This window comes from Parasegetibacter sp. NRK P23 (assembly GCF_023721715.1).
Taxonomy (GTDB): Bacteria; Bacteroidota; Bacteroidia; order Chitinophagales; family Chitinophagaceae; genus Parasegetibacter.
On record NZ_JAMDLG010000001.1, the window covers coordinates 2,619,595 to 2,644,295 of the forward strand.

Annotated in this window: 22 protein-coding genes; 5 read left to right on the forward strand and 17 right to left on the reverse strand. The window is 49.4% G+C overall.

The window, feature by feature from the left end; all coding sequences use genetic code 11:
• Positions 1-35: 35 nt before the first annotated feature.
• The 3 genes from M4J38_RS10670 to M4J38_RS10680 all read left to right on the forward strand — a co-directional run bounded on the left by M4J38_RS10670 (position 36) and on the right by M4J38_RS10680 (position 3,828).
• Positions 36-1,271, forward strand: coding sequence for an exo-beta-N-acetylmuramidase NamZ domain-containing protein (locus M4J38_RS10670; protein ID WP_251759550.1), 1,236 nt, complete (start codon positions 36-38; stop codon positions 1,269-1,271).
• A 42-nt stretch (positions 1,272-1,313) separates the two neighbouring features.
• Positions 1,314-2,702, forward strand: a complete 1,389-nt coding sequence (locus tag M4J38_RS10675; protein ID WP_251759551.1) for an RNA methyltransferase — start codon at positions 1,314-1,316, stop codon at positions 2,700-2,702.
• Positions 2,703-2,853: 151 nt separating this feature from the next.
• Positions 2,854-3,828, forward strand: a complete 975-nt coding sequence (locus M4J38_RS10680) for a LysM peptidoglycan-binding domain-containing protein (RefSeq protein ID WP_251759552.1) — start codon at positions 2,854-2,856, stop codon at positions 3,826-3,828.
• A gap of 4 nt (positions 3,829-3,832) precedes the next feature.
• On the opposite strand, the gene fmt is transcribed toward M4J38_RS10680, so the two are convergent.
• The 9 genes from fmt to M4J38_RS10725 form a co-directional block, all read right to left on the reverse strand.
• Positions 3,833-4,765, reverse strand: a complete 933-nt coding sequence (gene fmt, locus M4J38_RS10685) for a methionyl-tRNA formyltransferase (RefSeq protein WP_251759553.1) — start codon at positions 4,763-4,765, stop codon at positions 3,833-3,835.
• A gap of 147 nt (positions 4,766-4,912) precedes the next feature.
• Positions 4,913-6,421, reverse strand: a complete 1,509-nt coding sequence (locus M4J38_RS10690; protein ID WP_251759554.1) for an NAD(P)(+) transhydrogenase (Re/Si-specific) subunit beta — start codon at positions 6,419-6,421, stop codon at positions 4,913-4,915.
• 28 nt (positions 6,422-6,449) lie between these two features.
• Positions 6,450-6,764, reverse strand: coding sequence for an NAD(P) transhydrogenase subunit alpha (locus M4J38_RS10695; RefSeq protein WP_251759555.1), 315 nt, complete (start codon positions 6,762-6,764; stop codon positions 6,450-6,452).
• Between the two features lie 8 nt (positions 6,765-6,772).
• Positions 6,773-7,894: a Re/Si-specific NAD(P)(+) transhydrogenase subunit alpha gene (locus M4J38_RS10700; protein ID WP_251759556.1), complete on the reverse strand. Its 1,122-nt coding sequence runs from the start codon at positions 7,892-7,894 to the stop codon at positions 6,773-6,775.
• Positions 7,895-8,003: 109 nt separating this feature from the next.
• Positions 8,004-8,873, reverse strand: coding sequence for an O-methyltransferase (locus M4J38_RS10705; protein WP_251759557.1), 870 nt, complete (start codon positions 8,871-8,873; stop codon positions 8,004-8,006).
• On the reverse strand, positions 8,806-9,297 hold the full coding sequence (locus tag M4J38_RS10710; RefSeq protein ID WP_251759558.1) for a dihydrofolate reductase: 492 nt from the start codon (positions 9,295-9,297) through the stop codon (positions 8,806-8,808). The genes M4J38_RS10705 and M4J38_RS10710 overlap by 68 nt, the downstream gene beginning before the upstream one ends.
• A 20-nt stretch (positions 9,298-9,317) precedes the next feature.
• A complete protein-coding gene (locus M4J38_RS10715; RefSeq protein WP_251759559.1) occupies positions 9,318-10,130 on the reverse strand; it encodes a thymidylate synthase in 813 nt (270 codons plus the stop codon).
• A gap of 200 nt (positions 10,131-10,330) precedes the next feature.
• Complete coding sequence (locus M4J38_RS10720; RefSeq protein WP_251759560.1) at positions 10,331-11,530, reverse strand: thioredoxin fold domain-containing protein; 1,200 nt, start codon at positions 11,528-11,530, stop codon at positions 10,331-10,333.
• A 76-nt stretch (positions 11,531-11,606) separates the two neighbouring features.
• Positions 11,607-12,623 carry a metal-dependent hydrolase gene (locus tag M4J38_RS10725; protein WP_251759561.1) on the reverse strand — a complete coding sequence of 339 codons (1,017 nt, stop codon included), beginning with the start codon at positions 12,621-12,623 and terminating at the stop codon, positions 11,607-11,609.
• Between the two features lie 48 nt (positions 12,624-12,671).
• Between M4J38_RS10725 and M4J38_RS10730 the strand changes: the two genes are divergently transcribed.
• A complete protein-coding gene (locus tag M4J38_RS10730; RefSeq protein WP_251759562.1) occupies positions 12,672-13,595 on the forward strand; it encodes a DMT family transporter in 924 nt (307 codons plus the stop codon).
• Here the strand turns inward: M4J38_RS10730 and M4J38_RS10735 are convergent.
• The 3 genes from M4J38_RS10735 to M4J38_RS10745 all read right to left on the reverse strand — a co-directional run bounded on the left by M4J38_RS10735 (position 13,552) and on the right by M4J38_RS10745 (position 17,560).
• Positions 13,552-14,907, reverse strand: a complete 1,356-nt coding sequence (locus M4J38_RS10735; RefSeq protein ID WP_251759563.1) for a Gfo/Idh/MocA family protein — start codon at positions 14,905-14,907, stop codon at positions 13,552-13,554. The genes M4J38_RS10730 and M4J38_RS10735 overlap by 44 nt on opposite strands.
• Positions 14,908-14,934: 27 nt before the next feature.
• Positions 14,935-16,290 carry a DUF1080 domain-containing protein gene (locus M4J38_RS10740; RefSeq protein ID WP_251759564.1) on the reverse strand — a complete coding sequence of 452 codons (1,356 nt, stop codon included), beginning with the start codon at positions 16,288-16,290 and terminating at the stop codon, positions 14,935-14,937.
• Positions 16,291-16,474: 184 nt separating this feature from the next.
• Positions 16,475-17,560 carry a DUF2891 domain-containing protein gene (locus M4J38_RS10745; protein WP_251759565.1) on the reverse strand — a complete coding sequence of 362 codons (1,086 nt, stop codon included), beginning with the start codon at positions 17,558-17,560 and terminating at the stop codon, positions 16,475-16,477.
• 131 nt (positions 17,561-17,691) lie between these two features.
• Between M4J38_RS10745 and M4J38_RS10750 the strand changes: the two genes are divergently transcribed.
• Positions 17,692-18,690, forward strand: coding sequence for a bile acid:sodium symporter family protein (locus M4J38_RS10750; protein ID WP_251759566.1), 999 nt, complete (start codon positions 17,692-17,694; stop codon positions 18,688-18,690).
• On the opposite strand, the gene M4J38_RS10755 is transcribed toward M4J38_RS10750, so the two are convergent.
• The 5 genes from M4J38_RS10755 to M4J38_RS10775 form a co-directional block, all read right to left on the reverse strand.
• A complete protein-coding gene (locus M4J38_RS10755; protein WP_251759567.1) occupies positions 18,669-19,316 on the reverse strand; it encodes an RNA polymerase sigma-70 factor in 648 nt (215 codons plus the stop codon). The genes M4J38_RS10750 and M4J38_RS10755 overlap by 22 nt on opposite strands.
• Before the next feature lie 82 nt (positions 19,317-19,398).
• On the reverse strand, positions 19,399-20,871 hold the full coding sequence (locus M4J38_RS10760; protein WP_251759568.1) for a TlpA disulfide reductase family protein: 1,473 nt from the start codon (positions 20,869-20,871) through the stop codon (positions 19,399-19,401).
• A gap of 61 nt (positions 20,872-20,932) precedes the next feature.
• Positions 20,933-22,438 carry a PKD-like family lipoprotein gene (locus tag M4J38_RS10765; protein WP_251759569.1) on the reverse strand — a complete coding sequence of 502 codons (1,506 nt, stop codon included), beginning with the start codon at positions 22,436-22,438 and terminating at the stop codon, positions 20,933-20,935.
• A 17-nt stretch (positions 22,439-22,455) separates the two neighbouring features.
• Positions 22,456-23,187 (reverse strand): DUF4843 domain-containing protein, encoded by a 732-nt coding sequence (locus M4J38_RS10770; protein ID WP_251759570.1) that lies wholly within the window; start codon positions 23,185-23,187, stop codon positions 22,456-22,458.
• Between the two features lie 13 nt (positions 23,188-23,200).
• Positions 23,201-24,685, reverse strand: a complete 1,485-nt coding sequence (locus tag M4J38_RS10775) for a RagB/SusD family nutrient uptake outer membrane protein (protein WP_251759571.1) — start codon at positions 24,683-24,685, stop codon at positions 23,201-23,203.
• Positions 24,686-24,701 lie beyond the last annotated feature (16 nt).

Genomic DNA, 24,701 nt, shown 5'->3' on the forward strand with positions numbered 1-24,701 from the left:
AGTTAATTTTGGCTACACCAGATGAATTTCCCGTTATGTCAAGAGCCATATTCCTTTGCTTAGCCTGCTGCTTTTTTTTAACCGCATCGCTGCATTCCTGTCGTGTTTCCGCCCAGCCAGCCATCCTTGCGGCCGCCGAAACTCCTGAAAAATACCTGCACCTGCTGAAAAACAAGCGGATAGGTATTTTCGCCAACCATACCGCCACGGTGGGAAAAGAACACCTGGTGGATGTGTTGAAAAGGAACAATATAAATATAGTCGCCATTTTCGCGCCGGAACACGGTTTCAGGGGAGATATGGACGCGGGCCAGAAATTCGATACCGCTATTGATCCCCAGACCGGCATCAAAATAGTTTCTTTGTACGGAAAGAAAAGAAGGCCCGAAGCGGCTGATCTGAAAGACATTGATATAATGGTGTTCGATATCCAGGATGTTGGTGTCCGTTTTTACACCTATATCTCATCGTTGGAAGAATATATGCTTTCGGCCATCGAGTTCGATAAACCACTGGTGATACTGGACCGCCCCAACCCAAATGGTTTTTATGTGGATGGACCCGTACTGGAAAAGCCCTTTCGCTCCTTTATTGGCATGCAGCCTGTTCCTGTTGTGTATGGCATGACGATCGGAGAATATGGCAAAATGCTGCTCGGAGAAAAATGGCTGGACTCCTCTATTCTATCTAAAAAGAAGAAGAATTTTTCGCTTACCGTTGTGCCTTGCAGCGGCTATACCCATCAGAGCAAATACAAGCTTCCCGTTGCCCCCTCCCCCAACCTGCCGGATATGACTTCCATTTACCTGTATCCCTCCACCTGCTTTTTTGAAGGTACGGCGCTGAATGAAGGTCGTGGTACAGATAAGGCATTCCAGGTTTTCGGGCATCCCGATCTGCCCAAAACCATGTACGCTTACACCCCCGTGAGTCGCCCGGGTGCCGCCAATCCTAAGTTACTGAACCAGCTTTGTTATGGTTGGAACCTGAGCGGAACACCCGAATCGGCATTGCAGAAAATAAATGGACAGCTTCAGCTGAAATGGCTGCTGGAAGCCTACAGGCTGTTCCCGGAGAAAAAAGATTTCTTCCTGAAATCTTCCACGCTCAACCCGGCCCCCACCGGTTTGTTTTTCAACAAACTTGCCGGAAACGCGGCTTTAATGGCGCAAATAAAAAATGGCACTTCAGAAGCCGCCATCCGGAAATCATGGCAACCCGCACTGGATAAATTCAAATCCATCCGCAAAAAGTACCTGATCTATCCCTGACCAACATGCCGGAAAACCGTTCCCGCAACTTAGCTTTGTGGTATGAGTCTGGTACCGCAACAACTGGTTCACGCGCTGAGAAATTTGGATGGATTTGATGAAAATGCTTTCCTGGAGGCCCATGCCGAAGGAAAGCCCCCTGTATCCATCCGGCTGAACCCATTAAAACCTTTTCCGGAAACACTTGCGCCAGCACCTTTCGGGGAACGGGTTCCCTGGTGTGAAAATGGTTATTACCTCCACGAAAGACCCGCGTTTATATTCGACCCTTTGCTGCACGGTGGCGCGTATTATGTACAGGAAGCCTCTTCCATGTTTGTTTCCCATGCCCTGAAAACGTGTGGCGCGGAAGCCCCCGGACTGAAAGTACTTGATCTCTGCGCGGCTCCGGGAGGGAAATCCACCCTTATTCAATCCATCCTCGCTGAAAATAGTTTACTGGTCAGCAATGAAGTGATCAAAAGCAGGGCCGCCATACTGGAAGAGAACCTCACAAAATGGGGTGGCGCCAATACAGTAGTAAGCAACAATGATCCGCGCGATTTCCAGAAACTGCAAGGCTTTTTTGACGGTATTGTTGTGGATGCCCCCTGCTCGGGATCAGGCTTGTTCCGCAAAGATCCCGCGGCGATTGATGAATGGAGCGAGCAGAACGTTGCCCTCTGCAGCCAGCGCCAGCAAAGAATTCTGGCGGATGTATGGCCCGCTTTGAAAGAAGGCGGATTCCTTATTTACTCCACTTGTTCCTATTCCATCGAAGAGAATGAACACATCACCGACTGGATGTTGGAAGAACTTGGGGGCGAATCTGTACCATTGGATATTCCTGACAACTGGGGCATCATGGCGGTGCAATCCCCGTTAAAAAACGGATATGGATACCGTTTTTTTCCTGATCGGATAAAAGGAGAAGGTTTCTATCTTTGTTGCATCACCAAAACAACCGGTTCAGCAAAGCCATCAAGAACACATACCGGCAGGAAAACCACCTCAGTTCCCGCACAGGTATATCAACAGGTGGCAACTTTGCTCGATAAGGATTTCCGGTTCTCTCTACTACCCGTAGGACAGCAGTACGCCGTGTTGCCTGCAGGTATGGAAGAAGAGATCGCACTACTACAATCGGCCCTCTACCTGAAGAAAGCAGGTGTATTGGCAGGTATGCCCTCCCGGAAAGAGTGGATACCTGAACATGCACTTGCCCTGAGCCCGTCGTTAAGACATGACGTCCCGGAATGGGAACTGACATTGCAGGAAGCATTGACCTACCTCAGGAAGGAAGACATGCAGGCCACGGCTCCCTTCACGGGATGGGGTATTGTGAAGTATGGCGGGGTGCCGCTGGGCTGGATAAAAGCGCTATCCAACAGAGTGAATAATTATTACCCTGCAGCATGGCGTATTCTTAAAAAAGCCGATGGCCGCTATTGAGGTATGATATTTGCGCGGTTGCGCTGAGCAGCGCAAAGAAAATTTTAATATACCGTAAAGAACGACTAAGCCCCTGAAGAGCACGAAAGGGTATTTTAGAAAGAACTTAAACATAATTTGCCCATCTTTGCAGGGCATAAAGTTGAACCGTATGAGGAGAAAAATGATCGTTTTTGGACTTGCCTTATTGTTTGCCGCCAGCGTTTCCGCACAAAAGAACCTGGTACAGGGAAGTGGTACCGGTACATTGTACCTGAACCATACTGTAGCGGCCAAAGAAGGACTTTACAGCATCGGGAGAATGTACAATATCGCACCGAAAGATCTCGCGGCTTTCAACGGAATGCAGGCAACACAAGGACTTTCCATCGGACAGACCATCAAAATACCGCTGGCTTCTAATTTTTCACAGGACATCAACGCGGCCTCAAAACCAGGCGCCGTCCCCGTTTATTATACGGTGAAAGAAAAAGAAGGCATGTACCGGGTAAGCCTTAACCACAACAAAGTAACTTATGACGCGCTGAAAAAGTGGAACGGACTACCGGGAGAAACGCTTACAGTGGGGCAACCACTGATCATCGGCTATATTACAGGCGCAGGTGACGGTATGGCCGCCGCGAACAACAATGCTCCAGTAAAAACAGAACCTGTTACTACTAACCCCGTGAAGGAGGAAGTGGTGGTAAAAACAGAAGAGAAAAAGGAAACAGCACCGCCAGTAGTCAAAGAAGAGTCTAAACCCGTCGTAAAAGAAGAAACAAAGCCTGTGGTGAAAACACAGCCTGTTTATACACCCAAAGGCTCCAGCTATTTCCAACGTGCTTATGAAGATGAAATCCGCTCCGGCAGAACAGTAAAAACCACCACACTCAGTGGCGCCATCTTCAAAAGCACGAGCGGCTGGCAGGATGGTAAATTTTATATCCTGATGAACAGTGCGCAGCCCGGGACACTGGTGAAGATCACCAATATCGGTTCTAATAAAACAATCTACGCAAAAGTGCTGGGAGAAGTCCCTGACCTGCGCCAGAACAGTGGGTTGAGCTTCAGGCTCAGCAATGCGGCGGCCGCGGAACTGGGCGTAAAGGAAGACAGTAAATTCAACGTGGAAATCTCGCAATAACGCATCAGCCGCGGAAGCCTCTTAAAAAATCTTCCGTGGCCATTCTTTTTTTCCCTTCAGGCTGTAACAAAAGCGGATAAATGTAACCATCGCGTGTAGTGAAACGGAGCCAGGTTTTATGATCTGTGCTCCAATTGCCAGGTGTTTCGGCATGTTGCTTCAATTCATATCTGGATTTGTAAATCTTCATCGTTTTCTCCTGCAAAATCGTAAAAGCGCCGGGGAAAGGCGATAAACCTCTGATCTGGTCGTGGAGTTCCTTCGCGGAACGTTCCCAATCCAGCTTACAGGTTTCCGTGAATATTTTCGGCGCATGCTTCACCTCGGTTTCCGGAATATCAAACTGCTCCTGGGGAATACCCTCCAAACTTCCAGCGGCAATACCTTCCAGCGTTTTCACCAAGAGGGCCGCACCAATCTCTTTCATCCGGTCATGCACTTCTCCCGCTGTTTCTTCCGGTCCGATGGGAATAATTTCACGAAGTAATATGTTTCCTGTATCAATAGCATGTTGCAGGCGGAACGTGGTGACGCCCGTTTCTTTTTCACCATTCATCACGGCCCAGTTAATGGGAGCCGCGCCACGGTATTGCGGCAACAAAGAACCGTGCACATTGATGGTGCCCATCGGCGGCATGTTCCATACCACTTCGGGTAACATCCGGAAAGCGACCACTACCTGCACATCAGCTTTCAATGCGTGAAGTTCCTCGATGAATACCGGATCTTTCAACTTTACAGGTTGCAGTATATGTAACCCCTTTTCTTCCGCATATTGTTTTACCGCGCTCTGTGTGAGTTTCATCCCTCTCCCTGCGGGCTTATCCGGCGCAGTAACCACGCCTACGATGTTACAGCCCGCATTTAATAAAGCATTTAAGGAAGCGACGGCGAATTCGGGCGTGCCCATGAATACGATCCTGAGTTCTTGAAGCATGGGACAAAGGTAAGTTGTTCGGGAGTTTCTTTGGAGGTGATATTTATTGGAGTATGTTTTATAGTTTTTATTTCTCTCAATTGCTTCGTGCCTCGCAATGCGCTGTTTTGTTTCTCGCAACGTCGCTACGACGCAACGTAAACATCACTATATATCTTTCAGGGCGGCGACCAGTTCCTGCAATACTTTTTTCGCGTCGCCGAACAACATGGAGGTTTTCGGTTTGAAGAAGAGTTCGTTTTCAATTCCGGCGTAGCCCGGTTTCATGGAACGTTTGTTCACGATCACCTGTTTGGCGAGTTCGACTTCTAGAATAGGCATTCCATATATGGGAGAAGCAGGATCAGATTTCGCAGCAGGATTCACCACATCGTTGGCCCCCAGTACAAGCACCACATCGGTGCGGGGAAACAGTTCGTTGGCCGCTTCCATTTCAAGCAACTTTTCATAAGGAACATCCGCTTCCGCAAGTAATACATTCATGTGCCCGGGCATCCGTCCCGCAACAGGGTGAATAGCGTAGCCGACTTCCACACCTCTCGCAGACAATAATTTCTCCAGCTCATGGCAGGCATGTTGCGCCTGCGCCACCGCCAGACCGTAGCCCGGAACAATCATTACGCGCTCGGCATAATTCATCATCATCGCGGCATCGTTCAGCGATATCTCTTTATAGCTGCCCTGCTCTCCTGATTGAACGGCTTGTGCGCCAGTGGCCCCGAATGAGCCCAGCAATACATTTTTGAGGGAACGGTTCATCGCCCTGCACATCAGGATGGTGAGCAATGTTCCTGCGGCACCCACCAGTATTCCCCCGGTAAGCATGGCCTTATTTTCATATAGAAATCCACCGCAGGCCGCGGCAACACCTGTAAACGAATTCAGCAGGGAAATCACAACAGGCATATCCGCCCCGCCGATCGGCAACACGAAGAATACGCCATACAACAATGCTACGGCGAATAATCCATAGAATAACGCCGCGTTGGTTAGTAAATCTGATTCACTGTCAGCGCCAATAATCGAGGCGTTCCACCACAACAAAATGGCCATCAACACCATCACGCCCAACATCAGCAAACTCAGCGCCTGCTGCCCTTTGAAGCGGATGTCTTTTATTTTACCGCGCAATTTTCCCCATGCAATCATACTTCCGGCAAAAGATACAGAGCCGATTACCAGGCCCGCAACGATAATCCACAGCGAAACGGGCGTGATCTTATTGCTGTACAATACATCTCTCCATTCATCGGGCAGTGCTTCAAGCGTACCGGAAACCTGGATCGAAGCGCCCGCAATATTTACCATATCCTGGAGGTGCGCGAATTCTACCAGTGAAATCAACGCCGCGCAAGCCCCGCCCATGCCGTTAAAAAGACTCACCATTTCAGGCATCGCGGTCATCTGCACTTTTTTGGCGGCCATCCACCCGATCACGGAACCGATCAGCAGGCCGGAAAATATCCAGCCATAATTACCAAGCGTTTGTCCCTCTTCTTCGTACAAAAAGATCGTCGCAAGTATTGCTATGAACATGCCTGCTCCTGCAATCAGGTTGCCTTTTTTTGCAGTTTCAGGGTGAGAAAGCATCTTCAATCCCACGATGAAACTGATGGAAGCAAGGAGATAAGCCAGCATCAGCATTGAGTTTCCCATAATAATGTTTTTGTCCTTGCTATTAAATTCAGGATTGTTTCTTTTTCCGGAACATTTCCAGCATACGATCCGTTACCACAAAACCACCCACCACGTTCACCGTTCCGAGTATCACTGCCAGGAAACCAAGTATCAGCGCGGCATAATTATCCGGTGCCGCCTTGCCCATCACGATAATGGCACCGATGATCACCACGCCATGTATGGCATTCGCCCCACTCATTAATGGCGTATGCAGCACCGACGGCACACGACCAATCACTTCGATGCCCAGAAAAATCATGAGTATCACGATGTAAATCAGTTCCTGGTATATTACCATCCAGTTCAGGAAATTCGACATGGCTTGTATTATTTGGTCAACAATGTTTGTATTCTTTCATGCACCACCGCTCCGTTAAGGGTAATGCAGGTGCCTTTGATCAGTTCATCTTCAAAAGGGGCTTCCCATTTGCTGTTTTCTTTTTTAAACAGCGCAAAGAAATTAAGGAGGTTCTTGCCGTACAACCTGCTGGCGTCAAAAGGCATTTCTCCCGCAAGATTGGAATAACCGGCAATCGTAACGCCATGCACAACAAGCGTTTCATTGTTCTTTGTTTGCGCCGTATTGCCTCCTGTTGCAGCGGCCAGGTCCACGATCACCGAACCCTGTCGCATGGAACGGATCATCTCTTCTGTAACGAGAAGTGGTGCCGCCTTACCAGGTATCTGCGCGGTGGTAATCACCACATCGGCTTTCCGGATGCTTTCCGCGATGCGTTCCTGTTGTCTTCTTTTAAAATCTTCTGACTGCTCCACAGCGTAACCGCCTGCTAAAGACGCGTCCGCAGCACCTTCCACTTCCACGAATTTCGCACCCAGGCTCATTACTTCTTCTTTCACCGCGGGTCTCGTATCAAACACCTCCACCACGGCCCCCAATCTGCGACCGGTAGCAATGGCCTGCAATCCGGCCACACCTGCGCCAAGTATAAGCATTTTCGCGGGTGGAACGGATCCTGCCGCCGTCATCAGCATCGGGAAATAACGGGGATACAAATGCGCCGCAAGTAATACCGCCCTGTACCCGGCGATATTGGCCTGGGAACTGAGTACATCCATACTTTGCGCACGCGTGGTGCGCGGCAGCATATCCATACTAAAAACAGTGGTATTTTTCTCCGCGAGTTGCTGCATGGCATCGAAGCGGAACAAAGGTTGAAAAGTTCCGCAAAGCCATTTACCTGAAGGAATAGCTGAAAGATTGTTGGGAAGATGGATAGATAATAACAGATCGGCTTCTTCCAGAACAGTTTGCCTGCTGGCGACCCTGGCCCCGGCCTGCGCATATCCCTCATCGGGAGCAGCCCCTGCAAGACCCGCCTTTTCTTCCACCAGCACTTCTGCTCCGCCCGCAATCAGTTGCTTGACCGCCTCGGGCAGCATAGACACTCTTTTTTCTCCGTCGTTTTCCTTCAGGATACCAATTTTCATCCCCGGCATATTTGATTGTTTCCTGCCGGATACACCGGCTTCGGTTCGGGATAGAAGTTACATCTTTTTATGGATTCGTGTTCCTGATTTCAGGAAGAAAATTGAAAGATCAGTACCGGATGGTAAAGTGTTGTTTCACCAGGAACCCGGGGCGGAAAAATACAAAACCGAGGAAGAAAAGATCAATGCTCAGCATTACCGCAGAATGTTGTTTGATCTCTTCCCAGGCTTCTTCCATTTCCCGGCTCCAATGGATATCATCAAATATCATCACGGAATGGCCGGACATATTCGGAAGTAACTGCTGAAAATAGCGTAACGTGGGTTCTTTCCTGTGGTTACCGTCGATATAAACAAAATCGTAAGCCTCCTGCGGCGGCAGGAGCGCGGGAAGCACTTCATCAAAGTTCCCAGTGAGCTGCGCTACATTGCGCAAGCCCAGCGCCTGAAAACTCCGTGCGGCCGCGGCTGCGATGGCAGGAGCGCCCTCAATGGTGGTAACGGTCCCCCCTAAACGCGCCAAAGCCAGGTACGAGGTGGTGATGCCAAGGGAAGTGCCTAGTTCCAGCATATGGTCGGCTCCATAATGGTTGGCCACCCGGAACAGCAATTGCGCCAGTTTCCGCGATTTGGCCGCATTCCTGACAATAGACGCTACGGTTCTGCGGGTGGTATTTCCTGAAATACTTCCGGCTCCCATATCCACAATCTCAAGCGCTTCCTGGTCGGCCTTCAGTGCGTCCCTCAATTGTTCCACCTGCGTATAAGCATAATAGTGACGCTTATCGTTCAATACGGCGGTCACGAAATCGTAAACAAAGGGGGAATGAATGCCGTGCCCCTTACCATTTGAAGCGGAGAGGTAATACTGAATATATTTTTTTGCGAGTGCGGGGGCGGAATACATGGTATCAGGTTCTATCCCAGGTTTGGAAACGAAAATCGTATTCGTTTTTTGCATCGGCTTTTCTGGGCTCATCGGCCACCAGTTTCCATTCGCCAGGGGAGAGTGCCGGGAAAAAAGCATCCGCTTCGGGCGCAACCTGCACGCGGGTGAGATAAACCCGATCAGCGAAAGGCAGTGACTGCCTATATATTTCAGCGCCTCCGATAATGAATACTTCTTTACAATCGGCATCCGCGGCAAGCGCCAGGGCTTCTTCCAGGGATGAAGCTACCTGTACGCCCTCTGATGCCCAGTCCTGCTGCCGGGTAATCACGATGTTGATGCGCCCGTTCAGGGGCTTTCCCACCGAATCGAAGGTTTTTCTACCCATTACCACGGGCATGGCCCAGGTAAGGTGTTTAAAAAACTTCAGATCAGCCGAGAGCTTCCATATAAGTTCGTTGTTGCGGCCAATGGCATTGTTTTCAGCGGCGGCCACTACAAGTGATACACGCATTCCATGTTTCTCCATAACTATCATACAGCCACCGGCGCTTTAATGGCGGGATGTGGCTGGTAATTTTCGAGGGTAAAATCTTCGAACCGGAAGCTGAACAGGTCCTTCACCTCAGGATTCAGTTTCATTTGTGGCAGCGGGTTCGGGGTACGGCTCAGTTGCAGCTTAGCCTGTTCCAGGTGATTACTGTACAGGTGCACATCGCCAAAGCTGTGGACAAAATCGCCGGGCTCCATATCACAAACCTGCGCCATCATCATGGTGAGTAACGCATAAGAGGCAATATTAAAAGGAACGCCAAGGAAAACATCCGCGCTGCGCTGGTACAACTGGCAGCTGAGTTTGGGTTTTCCCCCGTTTTTTGCCGGGGCTACATAGAACTGGAAAAGCGCGTGGCAGGGCATCAGCGCCATTTCGGGCAATTCCGCCACGTTCCAGGCCGAAACGATCATCCTCCGGGAGTCGGGATTATTTTTGAGTTGGTGCAGCACATCCTTGATTTGGTCGGATGTTTTGCCATCCGCCCCGGTCCAGCTTCTCCATTGCTTTCCATACACGGGACCGAGGTCACCTTCCGCGTTGGCCCACTCATCCCAGATGCTTACACCATGCTCCTTCAGGTAGGCGATATTGGTTTCTCCTTTCAGGAACCAGAGCAGTTCGTGGATGATGCTTTTCAGGTGAAGTTTTTTGGTGGTCACCAGAGGAAAGCCTTCGGAAAGATCGAAACGCATCTGGTAGCCGAAACAACTCAATGTTCCGGTGCCAGTTCTGTCAGACTTTTCCGCGCCATGGTCGAGGATGTGTTGAACAAGCTGAAGGTATTGCTGCATGGTGCAAATATAGAGAGATGGGAAGAATTTGGTTAAAAGAAATCCCCACCATCGGGATACCAATAGTGGGGAAAAACAACTTTTCACACCAGGGAAAAGCACCAGTTTGCCGGGAGAAAAACACGGTTACCCGCCAGAGAAAACAACGTCGGTGGCACCGGGTACCCGCCATGTTCCGTTTTCCAGCCCTCCCAGGCACTTTATTCGCTCAGCAACGGCTTATTCCGGTAAACGGGAACCGGTGTAAACACCGTGGATGCTCCGGCCGCCAGCCAGTCCATGAACTTTTTCGCGTTTTCCACCTCATGCGGTTTACCACCCGGCGCGGAAACAGCCTCTTTTATGGCCGACAATGCACCGGACTTATCGTCCAGTTTGTAAAAAACAAAAGCCTGGGCGTAAGCCTTTTCAAATGCAGGAATTTCCTTATCTGTAAGCACTTGGAGGAACGGGGACCATTTTTCCGCAGAAAGTTTACTGTTACTGAGTTGTGCCACAGCCGTAACCTTATCTTCCCAATCATAATGACCACTGGAAACCATAAATTCCGCGAGCCCCTTCATGTCCTGGCCTGATTTAAAATAGCTTTCCATGAAAATTTTGTGGAAACGCCTCCATTCTTTTTCAGTAAATACGGGCTTCGCCGCCAGCACCAATGCATCAAAACCTGCCCGGTTGCCTTTTGCGCCCATTGTTGTGGCCTTCTTCCCTACAATATCGATGAGTTTGTTTCTTACCGGCATCCGGCCATACTTTACAGCCAGTTCCTGTGCATGTTCCAGGAAAAAAGCACTGTACTTTTCGTTCAGGGACATTCTCGACATTACAAGAAACGCATGCTCCGACTGAAGGTCTTTTTGCTGCTCCAGAAAGGCCATCGCAGCGCTAGGATCCGCTTTTTTCTGACGATCCAGGTAAGGGCCGGCATAAAATGCCGGGTAATTTTCCATAGCGCCGTTCACGCTGTACGCGAGGAATTTTTTCTTTTTGTTGTGCGCTACCGCAGCCGTAGCCAATGTTTGGAATCTTTCCGCAGCAGTATATCCACTGAACACATCCAGGGCTTTCCCATCGGGAGAAAGAAACAGGTAGGTGGGAAATCCACCTGCGGCGTACCGTACACACAATTCTTTTCCGTCTTCTTCTTTCATCACATCAGTTTTATAGCTGATGAACCCTTCGTTGATGAACTTACTGATGGCGGGGTCTACAAAAGTGGTTTTATCCATCTGGGCACAAGGCATGCAGCCTTCAAAATACAGGTCCACGAAAAGCAGTTTATTCTCCTTTTTTGCCAGTGCCACGACCTCGTCCCAGGAACCGGTTTTGAACTCAACTCCTTGCGCAGTGGCAATAAAGGCGATCGGAATAGATAAAAAAGCCAGCAATAGTTTCTTCATACGTTCGCAATTTGATTGAAATGAGTATTTCTTTCAATGACGAACAATTGAAGCCGATTACCCCAGGATAACGGGTTTATTTCTTCATGCCGAACAGCCGGTTGACATACTCCTGCACGACATCCCCGTTCCAGTTTTTGAGTCTGCCCCGCTGCACCACCAGGCCATTGGCATCGGGCCGGTCGAGGTAATAATAAAAGGTGAAACCGGCATCGCGGTACTTCCAGCCATTGATCTGACCGAAGCGCAGGTCGTTAAAAACGAGGGTATCATTTTGCTTTTCAACGGTATACCATCCCTGCGAAAAAAGCCGGAGATTTTTCACTTCTTTTTGATTCCGAGCTTGTTGAAGCAACGGCTCATTTTTTGGGTAGAACCGGAACGGATCAGGTTGATCCTTGTCAAATACAGAGCGGTAATTCACGTAATAGCCGCTGTCGGTCTCCGCCAGGCTATAGTACATGAGGATATTAAAAGGCGTTGGCGTGCTGAAGAATTTCTTCACAGGAATTTGCTGTTCTGCGGCTGCCAATTGCACGGCTTCATCCACTTTGTGTTTGTGCCCCATGCTTACCAGGATATAACCTATGCACACGAACAAACTAATCCTTGCCCATCGTTGCCTTTTGAACTCGGGGCTTCTCTTCCACCACAACAATAACGTTGCGATAAGCGGAACAATCGTGAACAACGGATCAGCCACGTACAAAAGATTAAACGCCACCCTTTCGTTTGAAAACGGCAGCCACCAGGCGGTTCCATATACATTACAGGCATCCAGCAACAGGTGGATGGCCATTTCGAAGCCCCACAACATGGCCCATCGTTTATTGGTCATGGTGGTCTTCGGAAAAAGTTTCCGGCTGGCCCATACCAGGAAGGCCGTGCAAATGACCACAAAAAACCAGGAATGCGTGATGCCCCGGTGCGCAATGAGGTCGCTGGAAGCATCCAGGAAAGGAGACGCGACAAAGTCGATATCCGGCAAACTCTGGGCGGCGGCCCCGAACAACAGCGCTCTTTTCCCCAATTGTTTTCCGGCCACCAGTTCGCCTACGCAGGCACCCAGCACAATATGCGTTAGTGAATCCATACCCGTTAAAGGTAAAAGTTTTTGCGATTCTTTACTTTTGCCTTCCTTATGCTGACATCACGCAAATACCGCGGCTACCTGTTGGCCCTGGCGGCCACGGTTATATGGTCGGGGAACTTTATTGTGGCGAGAGGATTAAAAGACAATATTCCCCCGGTGAGTTTATCTGTGTTCCGGTGGGGAACCGCGGCGCTGGTGCTGCTGCCTTTCGCCTGGAAAGGACTTATTGCCGACTGGCCAATGATACGCAAACAACTGAAGTTACTTATACCAATCTCTTTTCTGGGGATCTCGGTATTCAATACATTATTGTACATGGCGGCGCATCATACTTCTGCGGTAAACATGTCGCTCATCGCCATATCGGGACCGTTATTCGTAGCGCTGCTCAATAAATTCATTTTCAGGGAAAAGTTTGGCGCACTGCGTTCAACCGGCTTTGTAGTAGTGATTGCCGGGTTGTTGCTGCTGATCACCAAAGGAGACCTGTCGGCCCTTACCAGCCTGCGTTTCAGCAAAGGCGACCTGCTGATGGCGGGTGGAGCCTTCCTGTTTTCATTCTACACTGTTCTGTTGAAACTGAAAAATCCCGGTATCCGCCCGGGATCGGTCCTGCTGTTCACTTTCCTGGCGGGAACAATCATGCTGCTTCCCTTCTGGGGCGTGGAAATGTATTATTATGAGCCTGAACTGCATTTCAATGGGGAAACACTGGGACAAATCGCGTACATCGGCATTGGCGCTTCGCTGCTTTCTTATTATTGCTGGAACAATGCCGTGGAACTGATCGGTTCCACCAATACGTCGGCGGTATATAACCTGTTGCCTTTATTCAGCGCCATCGCGGCAGCAGTTTTCCTGGGTGAAAAACTGCTGCCGGTTCAGGCCATTAGTGGTATCGTTATTTTAGCGGGACTTCTCCTAATTACTAGAGTTCGAAAGCCTTCCCGTTCACCATCACCTGCTGCGTAGCTTCATCGAATGTAGCTTTTGCGCCCATCCGGGCGGAAGCGTTTACCATAATGTTCGCGATGGAATGATAGTATCCGGCTTCTACAGGAGCGTTGGGCGTTTTCCGGGAGCGCACGCATTCCAGCCAGTTGCGCATATGCCCGGACGTGAGCATATCACCACCGGCGTTGGCGGCGGTTTCCACTTTCGTTTCCAGTTCAGTAAGTTTCAGGTTGGGCAGCAGGTTGGCTTCCATACCCATAGCCCGGGCATCTCCTGCCTGGAGGCCTCCCTTCGGGGAAATGGTATTCGTCATGAGGTTGAGTTCACCGCCATTGGAGTAATACACTTCTCCCACTCCGCCAACACTGTTGTGCATCCTTGACCTGAATACCACCTGGAAGCCCTGTTTGCCATCATCGGAGCCGTAATCAAATACGGCGGTGGTGGTATCCCAGTTGCGACGCCCGTCTTTCCATTGGTAAATCCCGCCATTGGCGACGACACTGCGCGGATGTTTGAGTCCGGAGAACCAGTGTACCGTATCAATCTGATGGCTCATCCATTGCCCGGGCATGCCCGAAGAATAAGGCCAGAAAAGGCGGTATTCAAGGTATTTGCGGGGATCAAAGTTTTCAAACGGACGGTTCAGGAGGAACCGCTTCCAATCAAGGTCCGCCTCCTTGCATTGCGCCACCAGTTCGGGGCGGCGCCATCTGCCGGGCTGGTTCACGTTCCATACCAGGTCAACCATGGTGATGTTCCCGAACTTACCGCTTTTAATGTATTCGTTGGCCGCGTGGTAGTTACCGCCACTCCGGCGTTGAGAGCCGATCTGCACTATTTTTTTACTCGCCTGAATCGCTTTCAGCGCGGCACGGTTGTCGCTCATCGTTTCCGCGAAAGGCTTCTCCACATAAGCGTCACACCCCGCTTTCACGGCCTCAATGGCGTGCAGTGCGTGCTGGAAGTCCGCTGTACTGATGATAACCGCATCCACCGACTTACTATTGTACAGCGCCTCGTTATTAACGAAAGGTTGAACTGCTTGTCCAGTGCGACTTTTGAGCCACTCCGTGCCTTCTTCGCGCCGAAGTTTCCAGATATCTGAAATAGCTACGATCTCCGCGTTGAAGGCGCCTTTATGGGCCTGGAACGAAGGGAACAGGGCATCTTTGAAACGATCGGAGAAACCGACCACGCCAACGCGCAACCGGTCGTTCGAACCAAGTATATTGTTATAACTTTTTGCGGAAAAACCGGGTAATCCCATCCATACCCCGGTGGCGGCCAAAGCGCCGTTCCTGATGAATTTTCTGCGTGAATCTTGCATAGCGAATCGTTTTGAGTGTTAAATTGTTTAGAGGGTTTTTATTTTGATGCTTCTGAAACGTACTTCATCGCCATGATCCTGAAGCAATATCCGGCCTTCTTTCGCCATGCCGAAATCCTTCCACTGGGCATATTTGCTCCTGGCCACCAGCCCGATGAAATATTGGCTGCCCCGCTCATAATGCAACACACGTACACCGTTCAGCCAGTGCTCCACACGGTTATCGGGATACACCACTACCATCCCCTTGTTCCATTCACCAACAGGTTTAATGGCATTGGGATGTTTGTAAGAAGGAATAAGATCGTACAAGGAAGCGATGGTCCGGTTTCCTGCAGCGCCCATTTTAGCATCGGGGTGAACGGCATCGTCCAGCACCTGGAACTCAAGACCAATCGCGGAGCCGGCATTGTTTTCAGATTCCGTTACGAAATATTTCACACCGCTGTTGGCGCCTTTCGATAATTTAAAATCGAATTCAAGCACGAAGGCGCTGAACTTTTTTTCAGTAACGATGTCTCCGCCGTTGGTAGATTCACCACCATTGGAAGACAGCACCACGAGTTCGCCATTCTCAATTTTCCAGCCTTTTTCAGGGAAAGTATTTTTATATGCACCCTTCCAGCCTTTGGTGGAAACACCGTCCCACAGTAAGGTATAACCGCTTTTCTTTTCTTCTGCTGAAAGATTATTGGGCAGCATGTTCACGACCTTCATCTTGCCGTCGTATGCTGTAGGTTTTACGTTTTTTGTCTGAATGCGTACATTCTTCCAGCGAATCTTCCTTCCGGCTTCTTTTTCATTGCCGATAGAATGCACCTGCAAAGCGATGAAGCCTTTATTATTGGCGTCATCAATCACATAAGCGGCGGGTTTTCCATTCAGGAAAGTGCGCAGCGTATTGCCTACGAACTCGATCCTGTAATGGTTCCATGCACCCAGTTTAAACAGTTTTTTGGAAGAAGGGTTGAGTTCCATAGGGTACAACCAGCCCCTGCGCGACTCATCATACACGCCGCCGCTCCAGCCGCGTTCAGAAGGATCCACTTCCACCTGGTAGCCGTGTACGCGCCCATCGAGGTAATCGGGCTTCGACAAACTACGGACCTGGATGCCACTGTTCGCGGCACTGTCCATCCACATATCCAGTTCAAGAATAAAGTCTCCGTATTCTTTTTCCGTTACAAGAAAGGAGTTGGGCGTTTTGGGAACGGTAATCCCGGTGATGGTGCCATTTTCTACCACATACTGCGCTTTGCCGCCCAGTTGTTTCCATCCTGACAAATCTTTTCCGTTAAACAAGGGTGTAAATGCCGCATTCTGAGCCTGCGACCCGGCCGCGCCCACCAGGAAAGTCGCGGCAACTAGTAAGTTCTTCAACATATAGCAAACGATTTTAGGTAGGAAAGTACAGAAAAATAAAACGCCGCCCCCCTTCAAACGTTTGATGGTTGTTTTATCGCGATTTTTTTTTGTAATTTTAAAAGCGTGAGGATAACCCACCCGATATTTAGAGTTATCCTTGTTTTATCTTGAAGAGGGCGCCTTGAAACGCCCTCTCTTTTGTTTATGGCATCAAGGCGTAGGTAGCGAATGAAGCAAGCCAGTGTTCCCCTGCATAATCTCCGGAAGCCACATTGGGCAACGCCGCTTCCAGGTGCTTTTCCGCCAGTCTCTTCAGTGGAAGCCCTTCCTGCACCGGCAATTTCTCCGCAATGGCGTTCAGGCACCAGGAACGGCTCAGGTTAAGCCCATCAAGATGCACGAGTTTGCCATCTGTACGGTCGTTCACGATCGCTATTTTTAATACGGCAGCGGGATCCGTGAATAATTGGGGAAGAAACTGCTTCAGCCAGGGCCGGTAAGCGGAAGCCGGCATCAGCTTCGACATCAACCGCGCTTCTTCCAGGGATGGACTTAAAAAATCGTAACCGCCCGGTTCATATACAATCGGCGCATTTACATCATTTCCATAGAAACGGAAAGCCGCTTTACTGATGGACTGCTGGAGCGCAGTATCTTTCACGGTTTCCGCATAGTCCCAGGTAAGGTTGAGTCCGAACGCGAGATTGGTATGCTCCCCCACCCTGATCGGATAAGCCAGTCGTGAAAGAAAACTGATCCAAGCCGAAGCAAAATGTTTGCTCAACGGCTCAAGGTTCGTGGCCAGTTGTTGCGCCCAGGGATCGTTCCACAGCACGAGTTCGCGGTGCAGTTGCAGGAACCAGGCCCAGCCATAGATGCGTTCAAAACTGGCATTCTCACCACTGAACAACTGCAATTCCTTTTCTATATTTTCTTTTGACAGATGTTCAGAGAGTTGCTGCTTAATGGTAACGGCCTGCGGAATGGAAGGGAAATGCCGAAGCATCTTCACCAACACCCAATGACCATGCACACTGGAGTGCCAATCGAAACACCCGAAGAATGCGGGATGGTAATTTTTGGGCGCGGTCACCTGCGTTTCATTCCCAAATACAATACCCGTTTTATAAGGATATTCCTTGTTCAGGCATTTCAGCGGAAGCGAAGCGAAGAAGGCTGCGCCTGCATCTGTGAGCCTGATTTTACCGTTTGATTTAGTCGTAAACTGCTGCGCGGACAGATACTGCATGCAGCACAAGGTTAGCAACAACAAAAAAAGTTTGCGCATGAAAGGTGTTTGCCCGCTAAGATACAACGAATTTCAGCTGACCAGACTTATCACCGCTATAAAATAGCAAGTACGAAGCGTGCGATTCTTCCCGATGTTCTACCTTCGCCACCAGATCCGAACTTTATTACATGATGAAGGCAACGCTACGCTATCTGCGGCATATCCTTATTTCCCAACAATTCGTGCTGGCTTTGCTGGCCGTTATTGTAGCTGCCTGGGTGTATCCTTCATGGGGCGCGACAACCGGTGCGAAAGCGCTTGATACCGCCGGCTTCTGGGGTGTATGTCTCACCTTTTTCCTGTACGGTCTCAAACTGAGCCCGGAGCAATGGAAAGCAGGCATGCGCAACACGAGACTGCACCTGTTGATTCAAACGGCAACATTCTTACTGTTCCCGTTACTGGCCTTGCTGGTAAAACCGTTTTTCGGTTCAGCGCAGCACGACTTATGGCTCGCCATCTTTTTTTTATGCGCACTCCCTTCCACGGTATCATCTTCAGTGGTGATGGTTTCCATAGCGGGCGGTAATGTACCCGGCGCCATATTGAATGCAGGTGTTTCCAGTCTGGCCGGGATTGTGCTTACCCCTTTGTGGATGTCGCTCTTCCTTTCGCAGGATGGAGATTTCGATTCAGGAGCCATCTTTTTAAAGTTGGGGTACCAGGTGGTATTACCGGTGATACTGGGACAGATCCTGCACAAATCCTGGGGCGGATGGGCTAAAAAGAATGCCCGGTTCCTTAAATGGAGCGACCAGGGTGTGATCCTGCTTATTGTTTACGCATCATTCTGTGAATCTTTCTACCACAGAGCCTTCAGCGATCTGCCCACAGCACATGTGCTCTACCTGATGCTGGGCATGGCTTTACTTTTCTGGGCCATCTACTTACTAACGGGAATGGTAGCCCGAAAAATAAACCTCGATCAGAAAGATACGATTACCGCGCAGTTCTGCGCTTCGAAAAAGTCACTGGTACACGGGACGGTAATGAGCAGTGTGTTGTTCCAGGATTCTGCTCATGCTGGCCTGTTCCTCCTGCCCGTTATGATGTACCATGCGCTCCAACTGATTTCGGCGGGCTATCTTGCACAGAAGGCGGCGGCTCAGGATGCAAAGGAACCATAACCGGAAAGGAGCACCACCTCCAGCAACATTTTGGGAGAAGCAGCCATGTTCCATCCTTTTTCGCCGGAACGCATATCAATGGAGGTGCGGATCTTTTTCAACGCGATACCTACCTGGTTTTCCACTGTTTTAACGGACAATCCTAATTGCGCCGCGATTTCCCGGTGTGAAAGCCCATGATCCCGGCTAAGGATGAATATCTCCCTGCATTTGTCGGGGAGTTGGTTTACGGCGTGGGCGATGATGGCTTTCAGTTCCCTGATCTCTAAGGCCTCTTCAATGGAATCGCTGGTAGGTTCTGCATGTTTCAGGCGTACTTCTTCAAAAAAACTATCGCGTACTTTCCCGGAACGGATATAGTTCGCGGCCTTGAATTTAATGGCGCCGTGCAGGTATGCTTTTACGTGGGAGATATTTGCGGTTGCCCGGTGTGTCCACAACCAAAGGAATACATCCTGCACAAGATCGGTGGCTGCGGCTTCTTCTTTCAGGATGTTCCAGGCGAAACGGTACATGCTTTGCCAGTGGCGGTGGTACAATTCTTCGAACGCGGCCACATCGCCGGAGGCAAGGGGTACCAGGAGCTGTTCGTCGGAGTATGCATCGTAATTGCCCAATCCTTCCATATCTGGCCTGTAATTTATTAAAAACCCACGACATGCGGGCGCTTAATTCATTACAGGCCAGACACTAAAAGGAACAGAAAAATTAAGATGATTTACGGGCCATTTCAATCATTTCACTCAGTTCTTCCACGGCGGCATCGTTTCCACCGGAGAAGCCACTCATTTTAAAACGGATGTTCCCGTTTCCATCAATTACAAACTTGGCGGGAATACTGTTTACCTTGTAAGCATCCGCTACGGCAGACGCTTTTGTTTCGGGGTGGCGGGGATCGAATACCACGTGAAAACGGTATTTGTTTTCTGTGATGAACTTATTCACTTCAGCCTCATAGTCGGCCACATTCTCCCAGGTATCCACGAACAGGAAATGTACGTTCTCATCCTTCGCATATTTATCCACTGCCACCTGCATGGCTGGGAAGGAGCGTTTGCAGGGGCCGCACCAGGTTGCCCAGAAATCGAGTACCACCACCTTTCCTTTGTAATCTGCCAGCGACACCTGCTTACCGGAAGCATCCTTCAGTGTAAATGGCGCCGCCGGTTCTTTAATGAGTTGTTTGGAAAGTTGCGTTCTTAACTTTTCGAGGAACTGCTTTTTCATGTCGGCCTGGTATTTTTCGAAACCCGCATCCGTACCATTCAGTTGAACGTACATGGCTTTCAGTTCTGCCTTCATTTTATCATCACCCTGTCCTTCCGCGATGGTGGTTTCCAACGCTTTAAAAGCTTCCAGGTTTCTGCCCAGTCCTTTCATAATCCGCGCCTTGGCAGCACTTAGTCCGGTACGTGTTGTACGGCTGTTTTCTTCTGCCAGCGTGAGGTACTTCAGCGCCTCCGTATAATTTTTCTGCGCCAGCATGATTTCAGCATATGTCATGCAATAGCCGGGATAGCCCACTGCCGCGAAAGCCGCGCCGGGTTCATCTTTTCTTTTATCCAGAAACGCTTCCGTGGCGGCGATGGCCTTTTTAAATAAAGGAAGCGCAGCGGTGGTATCCCCGGCCCTTAACAAAAAAACACCTACGCCAGCAAAGCCTTCCCCTCTCCAGGGCGCGGTATAAAAATCATCGCTGTATTGCAGTGCCTTAGGAGTATTACCCGCCTGTGCGAAAGCAGTGGCCAGGGCCTGCTTTGCATAATCGTATTCAATTTTTTCGCTGCCGGCATTTTCGGGTGGAAACTTTTTCAGCCAGGCCTTGTAAAGGGCTTCCTTTTTCAGGAGATCTTTTTCATCGTATATTTTACCAACACCGGCACTTCTCGCGGTTGATCCGTTGGGAAACTTCTTCACCATCACTTTTTGCAAGGAATCGGAAACGGAGCCTTTCTTCATTTGATAGAACCCATTGCGGGCAACGTTCCATATTCTTTCGTCTTTCGACTTTAGCAAACCGTACAATTCTTTCTGTAACAGTTGAAGGGTATCGGGGTTGCTGGAACGGGCCATGACAGTGTATTTCCTGTTTAAACTATCGGCCAGGGTTCCTTGTGCTTTCACGGCTGTGCCGGCTAGTAAAACCGTGCCTGAGAAAAAGATTTTAGCAAGTGTAGTCATAGATCTTTGATTAACAGTTAAAACAGGGCGCATCATGTTTCAGACACGCCCTGTGTTTATTTTATTGCGGTACTTTATAAGCCGCATCTATTATTTTTCCGAACCCCGTAAAAACATGGGAGTATGCTTCAAGGTCTCCGGTAAGCGTGGTGGGGAAATAATATAACCTACCCTGTGTTCCATCCCAGGTGCCTACTAATACCCTTGAACCTGTACCACCGGGAATTGATTTCTGGTATTTCATGAAAGTAACCTGCTCCATAGCGGGCAAAGTATATGCCACTGTAGTGGTGTTAGATGTGGTCTCGTACTTCCGGATCACGTTATCGCCACTGTAATAGATATGGGGCGTAAGCGTAGCGCTGGTTGCCGCTTTCATTGAAAGAATACCGGGCGCGTTCATCTGAACCTTACCCAGCGTTGCAGGGTTTGCCGTAGTGGTAAAACGGAGCAGATAAGGTAACCCGTCGCCACCTTTCATCACCGCGTTGTAATTGCGCACCACACTCGCTGAATCCATAAAGAGCATTTCCATGCCCACGTTATTCATATCAAATTCAGTACTTGCGGTAGAAGGGAAGGCCACAAGACTGGTACCACCCACACTCCAAAAGCGTTTCCCCCTATTATCATACACCACCGCCGTGTAAGTTGTTCCTCCCACTATATATGGAGCAAGATTATAATTAAGGTTGCCGCTTTGTCCGGGCGTAACCGTAGCGGCGCCCCATTTCTTCACGCCGGGAAAACCACCCACCAGGTTGGAATGCACAAGCCCGTTGTTGATGGCCACCCCAAGAGTGGCGTACAGGGAACCGGGACTCCCTTCCCCTATCCAGGTAACACGTTGCGGATTCATGACAGAAGGGGGTGTAAAGAAAACCGTACTGAGGTCAAACTTCTTCACCATTGTCACATAGTTGTACTCCTGACTGCCACTTTCCGCTAAGATATACATCCTGTTTCCGGCGGTTGAAATATCATCCGTAAGGCCGAAGCTGGTAAGTTCCAGTTTACGGGGTTTAACCAGCGGGGTGGTATTTACTTTTGTATATACGCCATGTTCCACCGTCTGATTAGGGAAAATGAAAGAAAGGTCGCCCAAACCGCCCTTATCTTCCAGCACCAGCCATCCTTGCCCGTATATGTTGTTAACGGTAATGTTATAAGAAAGGAAGGCTGAAGTTCCCGCTACAGTATCTGTCGCCGTAAGCGTTACACGATAACTGTTCCCCAATATGAAGGGTGGTTTGATGGGCGCTTTTAACTGAAGGGAAAAACCTAATGTATCGAAAGGCACCACTCCAGACTGGGTGGCCGAATTATCATACGCCTTCCACACAAACTTAAATTTAGACATATCCGCACCAGTGGATTGTGAGAGCGTAGGCTTAAGTTTCAGTGTATCTCCAAACAGAATAACAATTCTGCCTGCGGCTGCGGTATCCGATAATTTAAGTTCATTGATCCTGAGTACCGCCTCGGTTGAATCATCTTTGTAACAGCCGGCCAGTGTGCACCATAAGGCGGCCATAAAGAATATATTTATATGAATCCGATGTTTCATTACAATTGATTTAATGATTAAGGGAAGAACACGATATTATTGTTCTCATCGTACAAATAGCCATTGAGCGCCTCGTATTCCAACAACGCGAGTTTAGCGGTTTGCACCAGAAAACGCTGGTCTTGCGGCAAGGGGTAACTGTTCCAGCTTGTTTTGCCGGTAGCCTGGATCAGGAACCTGAACTTCACCTCGGAATACGCGCCAAAAAGCCCCAGCCATACTGACTCCCAGTTGGTAGGTTTCACCAGCCTATCGGTAATGCTTACTTTATAATGTAACCGGTCGTACCTGTAAGACAATCCCGGGTTATCGGGAAAACCAGGTTTAAAATCAGCGGACTCCTGCACGGAGAACATCACCGATACAATGCTATCCTTCAAGCCGGGTCTCCTGTACAAATAAACCGGAATCCTTGTTTCATAAGCATTCGCGGGCATTACCAGCGGCCCCAGTTTATAATGGTATCCTGCCACGGCCCTTCCGCTATCCGCTACAATGTTGATGACCCGTTCTTTCGGTACGGCGGAGCCCATAATTCTCATCCAGAGGTACACAGTGTCCGTCATTTCCGCATCCGGCAAAGCGCTGAAACTAAAATCAATACTATCGGCATCGCTTTGAGAACCGCGTACACTTTTATAGAAATACACGCGCGGATCCTCCTCATACATCAGCCTTTCGTCCTTGGAGCAGGATATGGCCAGCACAACAACCGCCAGGAGAAAGCATATTTTAATTAACTGTTTCATTGATGTGTTTTTGTTATTTACCGAATTCTATCTCCGCGTTGGGCAGCGGAAAAACGTACTTCGTTGGATTCATAGGATTGCCTACACCGTCGGGTATGGTAACGGTATTCCTTCTTTTGTAATAGAACCAGAGTTGGCCCTCCCCTACGAACTCTTTGCGGTATTCTTTGAGCAACTCCGCATTGAGCTGATCGGCGGTTCCGGTTGTGGCCAATTCTGGAAGCAGCCTGGCTTTCCGCACTTCGTTCAGGTAAGTGTACCCATCGGCAGTAGCGGGTGCCGCTTCCGCGGCGATGTAATACATTTCAGGAAGACGAAGCACAGGTATTAGTCTTTGCTTCACATTGTTCACGTTATCGGAATAGTACTTTTTGGAATAAATAACGCCATCATTTAAACGGAACCACATATTTTGCGGCGCATCAAATCTGCGCACATCAGTGCCATAACCTGGCACCGAACTTTCATACATGTTGTTCAATTTCGTAAGCGTAGTGAAGAGATCGGCCGCTTCGCCCCCCGTGGTGGAAGTATTTTTCAGAAAGATATCCGCATATACTTTAAGATTGGAAACATTGACGGAAAAAATATGTTCCCTGCTGAAAGTAAGGTCCGACGCTACATTGGTGGCATCCGCATTGATCTCGGTTGAAAGGATGAACCTGAACTTTCCGCTGTCTATCACCTTCTTAGCATATTCCAGGGCAAGCGCTTTTTCATTCCGGTACAGGTACAATCTGGCCAGCAAGCCCTTCACCGCCCAACTGTTCAGGTGGTTCTGCCTGTACATGGTTAGCAGTTCCAGCGATGTTGCGCCCTGATTGGTGGCGATCTGGTCAATTTCCGGATAGACTGATAATATTTCATCCGCGGCCTTCAGGTCGGCAATACACTTATCCAGCACAGCATTCATGGTAAGCTTCGCCTGTGGCTCCACCGTAAAGTCTTCCAGGTATGGGATTGCGGGCACCTGTGCGTTTGCGCCTTCCAGGTAAGCCGGGGCGTACATTCTGAGCAAATCAAAATGCAGCATCCCCCTGATGGCCAGCGCCTCTCCTTTTATGATCGCGTAGGCCTGCTCCGTTAACACCGACTTCTTTCCATCCACATTTTTAAGGATGAGGTTAGCCTGCGCGATAGCCCGGTACTGGGTTCTCCAGATACTCTCGGTAATTGCCGGAACATTTGTGGGCAGGGTGGCGAGGTAGTTGTAACGGGCAATCTGTCCGTACACATTGTTTGTACTGCTGCTTTTGTTTTCATACCGCTGGGCCAGCACATCCAGGAAAGAATAAGAAAGGTTTTTCCCGTAGCTCCCTGTATCGGCGAGTAGCTGGTATACACCAAACAAGGCTTCAGTAAATCCCTGCTGACTGCTGAACTGTTCTTCTTCCCGGATCTGTGTACGCGGGTTCACATCCAGCCATTTTTTGCAGGAACTGAGTCCCGGCAAAGCCAGTGATGCAAGAGTTATGATGATGAATTGACGTAAACGCATTTTAAACTGTTTCTTT

Bases quoted from the DNA above. Each gene is read 5' to 3' on its own strand.
- M4J38_RS10670 (WP_251759550.1), top strand. From the start codon at position 36: ATGTCAAGAGCCATATTCCTTTGCTTAGCCTGCTGCTTTTTTTTAACC.
- M4J38_RS10675 (WP_251759551.1), top strand. From the start codon at position 1,314: ATGAGTCTGGTACCGCAACAACTGGTTCACGCGCTGAGAAATTTGGAT.
- M4J38_RS10680 (WP_251759552.1), top strand. From the start codon at position 2,854: ATGAGGAGAAAAATGATCGTTTTTGGACTTGCCTTATTGTTTGCCGCC.
- fmt (WP_251759553.1), bottom strand. From the start codon at position 4,765: ATGCTTCAAGAACTCAGGATCGTATTCATGGGCACGCCCGAATTCGCC.
- M4J38_RS10690 (WP_251759554.1), bottom strand. From the start codon at position 6,421: ATGGGAAACTCAATGCTGATGCTGGCTTATCTCCTTGCTTCCATCAGT.
- M4J38_RS10695 (WP_251759555.1), bottom strand. From the start codon at position 6,764: ATGTCGAATTTCCTGAACTGGATGGTAATATACCAGGAACTGATTTAC.
- M4J38_RS10700 (WP_251759556.1), bottom strand. From the start codon at position 7,894: ATGAAAATTGGTATCCTGAAGGAAAACGACGGAGAAAAAAGAGTGTCT.
- M4J38_RS10705 (WP_251759557.1), bottom strand. From the start codon at position 8,873: ATGAGCCCAGAAAAGCCGATGCAAAAAACGAATACGATTTTCGTTTCC.
- M4J38_RS10710 (WP_251759558.1), bottom strand. From the start codon at position 9,297: ATGCGTGTATCACTTGTAGTGGCCGCCGCTGAAAACAATGCCATTGGC.
- M4J38_RS10715 (WP_251759559.1), bottom strand. From the start codon at position 10,130: ATGCAGCAATACCTTCAGCTTGTTCAACACATCCTCGACCATGGCGCG.
- M4J38_RS10720 (WP_251759560.1), bottom strand. From the start codon at position 11,530: ATGAAGAAACTATTGCTGGCTTTTTTATCTATTCCGATCGCCTTTATT.
- M4J38_RS10725 (WP_251759561.1), bottom strand. From the start codon at position 12,623: ATGGATTCACTAACGCATATTGTGCTGGGTGCCTGCGTAGGCGAACTG.
- M4J38_RS10730 (WP_251759562.1), top strand. From the start codon at position 12,672: ATGCTGACATCACGCAAATACCGCGGCTACCTGTTGGCCCTGGCGGCC.
- M4J38_RS10735 (WP_251759563.1), bottom strand. From the start codon at position 14,907: ATGCAAGATTCACGCAGAAAATTCATCAGGAACGGCGCTTTGGCCGCC.
- M4J38_RS10740 (WP_251759564.1), bottom strand. From the start codon at position 16,290: ATGTTGAAGAACTTACTAGTTGCCGCGACTTTCCTGGTGGGCGCGGCC.
- M4J38_RS10745 (WP_251759565.1), bottom strand. From the start codon at position 17,560: ATGCGCAAACTTTTTTTGTTGTTGCTAACCTTGTGCTGCATGCAGTAT.
- M4J38_RS10750 (WP_251759566.1), top strand. From the start codon at position 17,692: ATGATGAAGGCAACGCTACGCTATCTGCGGCATATCCTTATTTCCCAA.
- M4J38_RS10755 (WP_251759567.1), bottom strand. From the start codon at position 19,316: ATGGAAGGATTGGGCAATTACGATGCATACTCCGACGAACAGCTCCTG.
- M4J38_RS10760 (WP_251759568.1), bottom strand. From the start codon at position 20,871: ATGACTACACTTGCTAAAATCTTTTTCTCAGGCACGGTTTTACTAGCC.
- M4J38_RS10765 (WP_251759569.1), bottom strand. From the start codon at position 22,438: ATGAAACATCGGATTCATATAAATATATTCTTTATGGCCGCCTTATGG.
- M4J38_RS10770 (WP_251759570.1), bottom strand. From the start codon at position 23,187: ATGAAACAGTTAATTAAAATATGCTTTCTCCTGGCGGTTGTTGTGCTG.
- M4J38_RS10775 (WP_251759571.1), bottom strand. From the start codon at position 24,685: ATGCGTTTACGTCAATTCATCATCATAACTCTTGCATCACTGGCTTTG.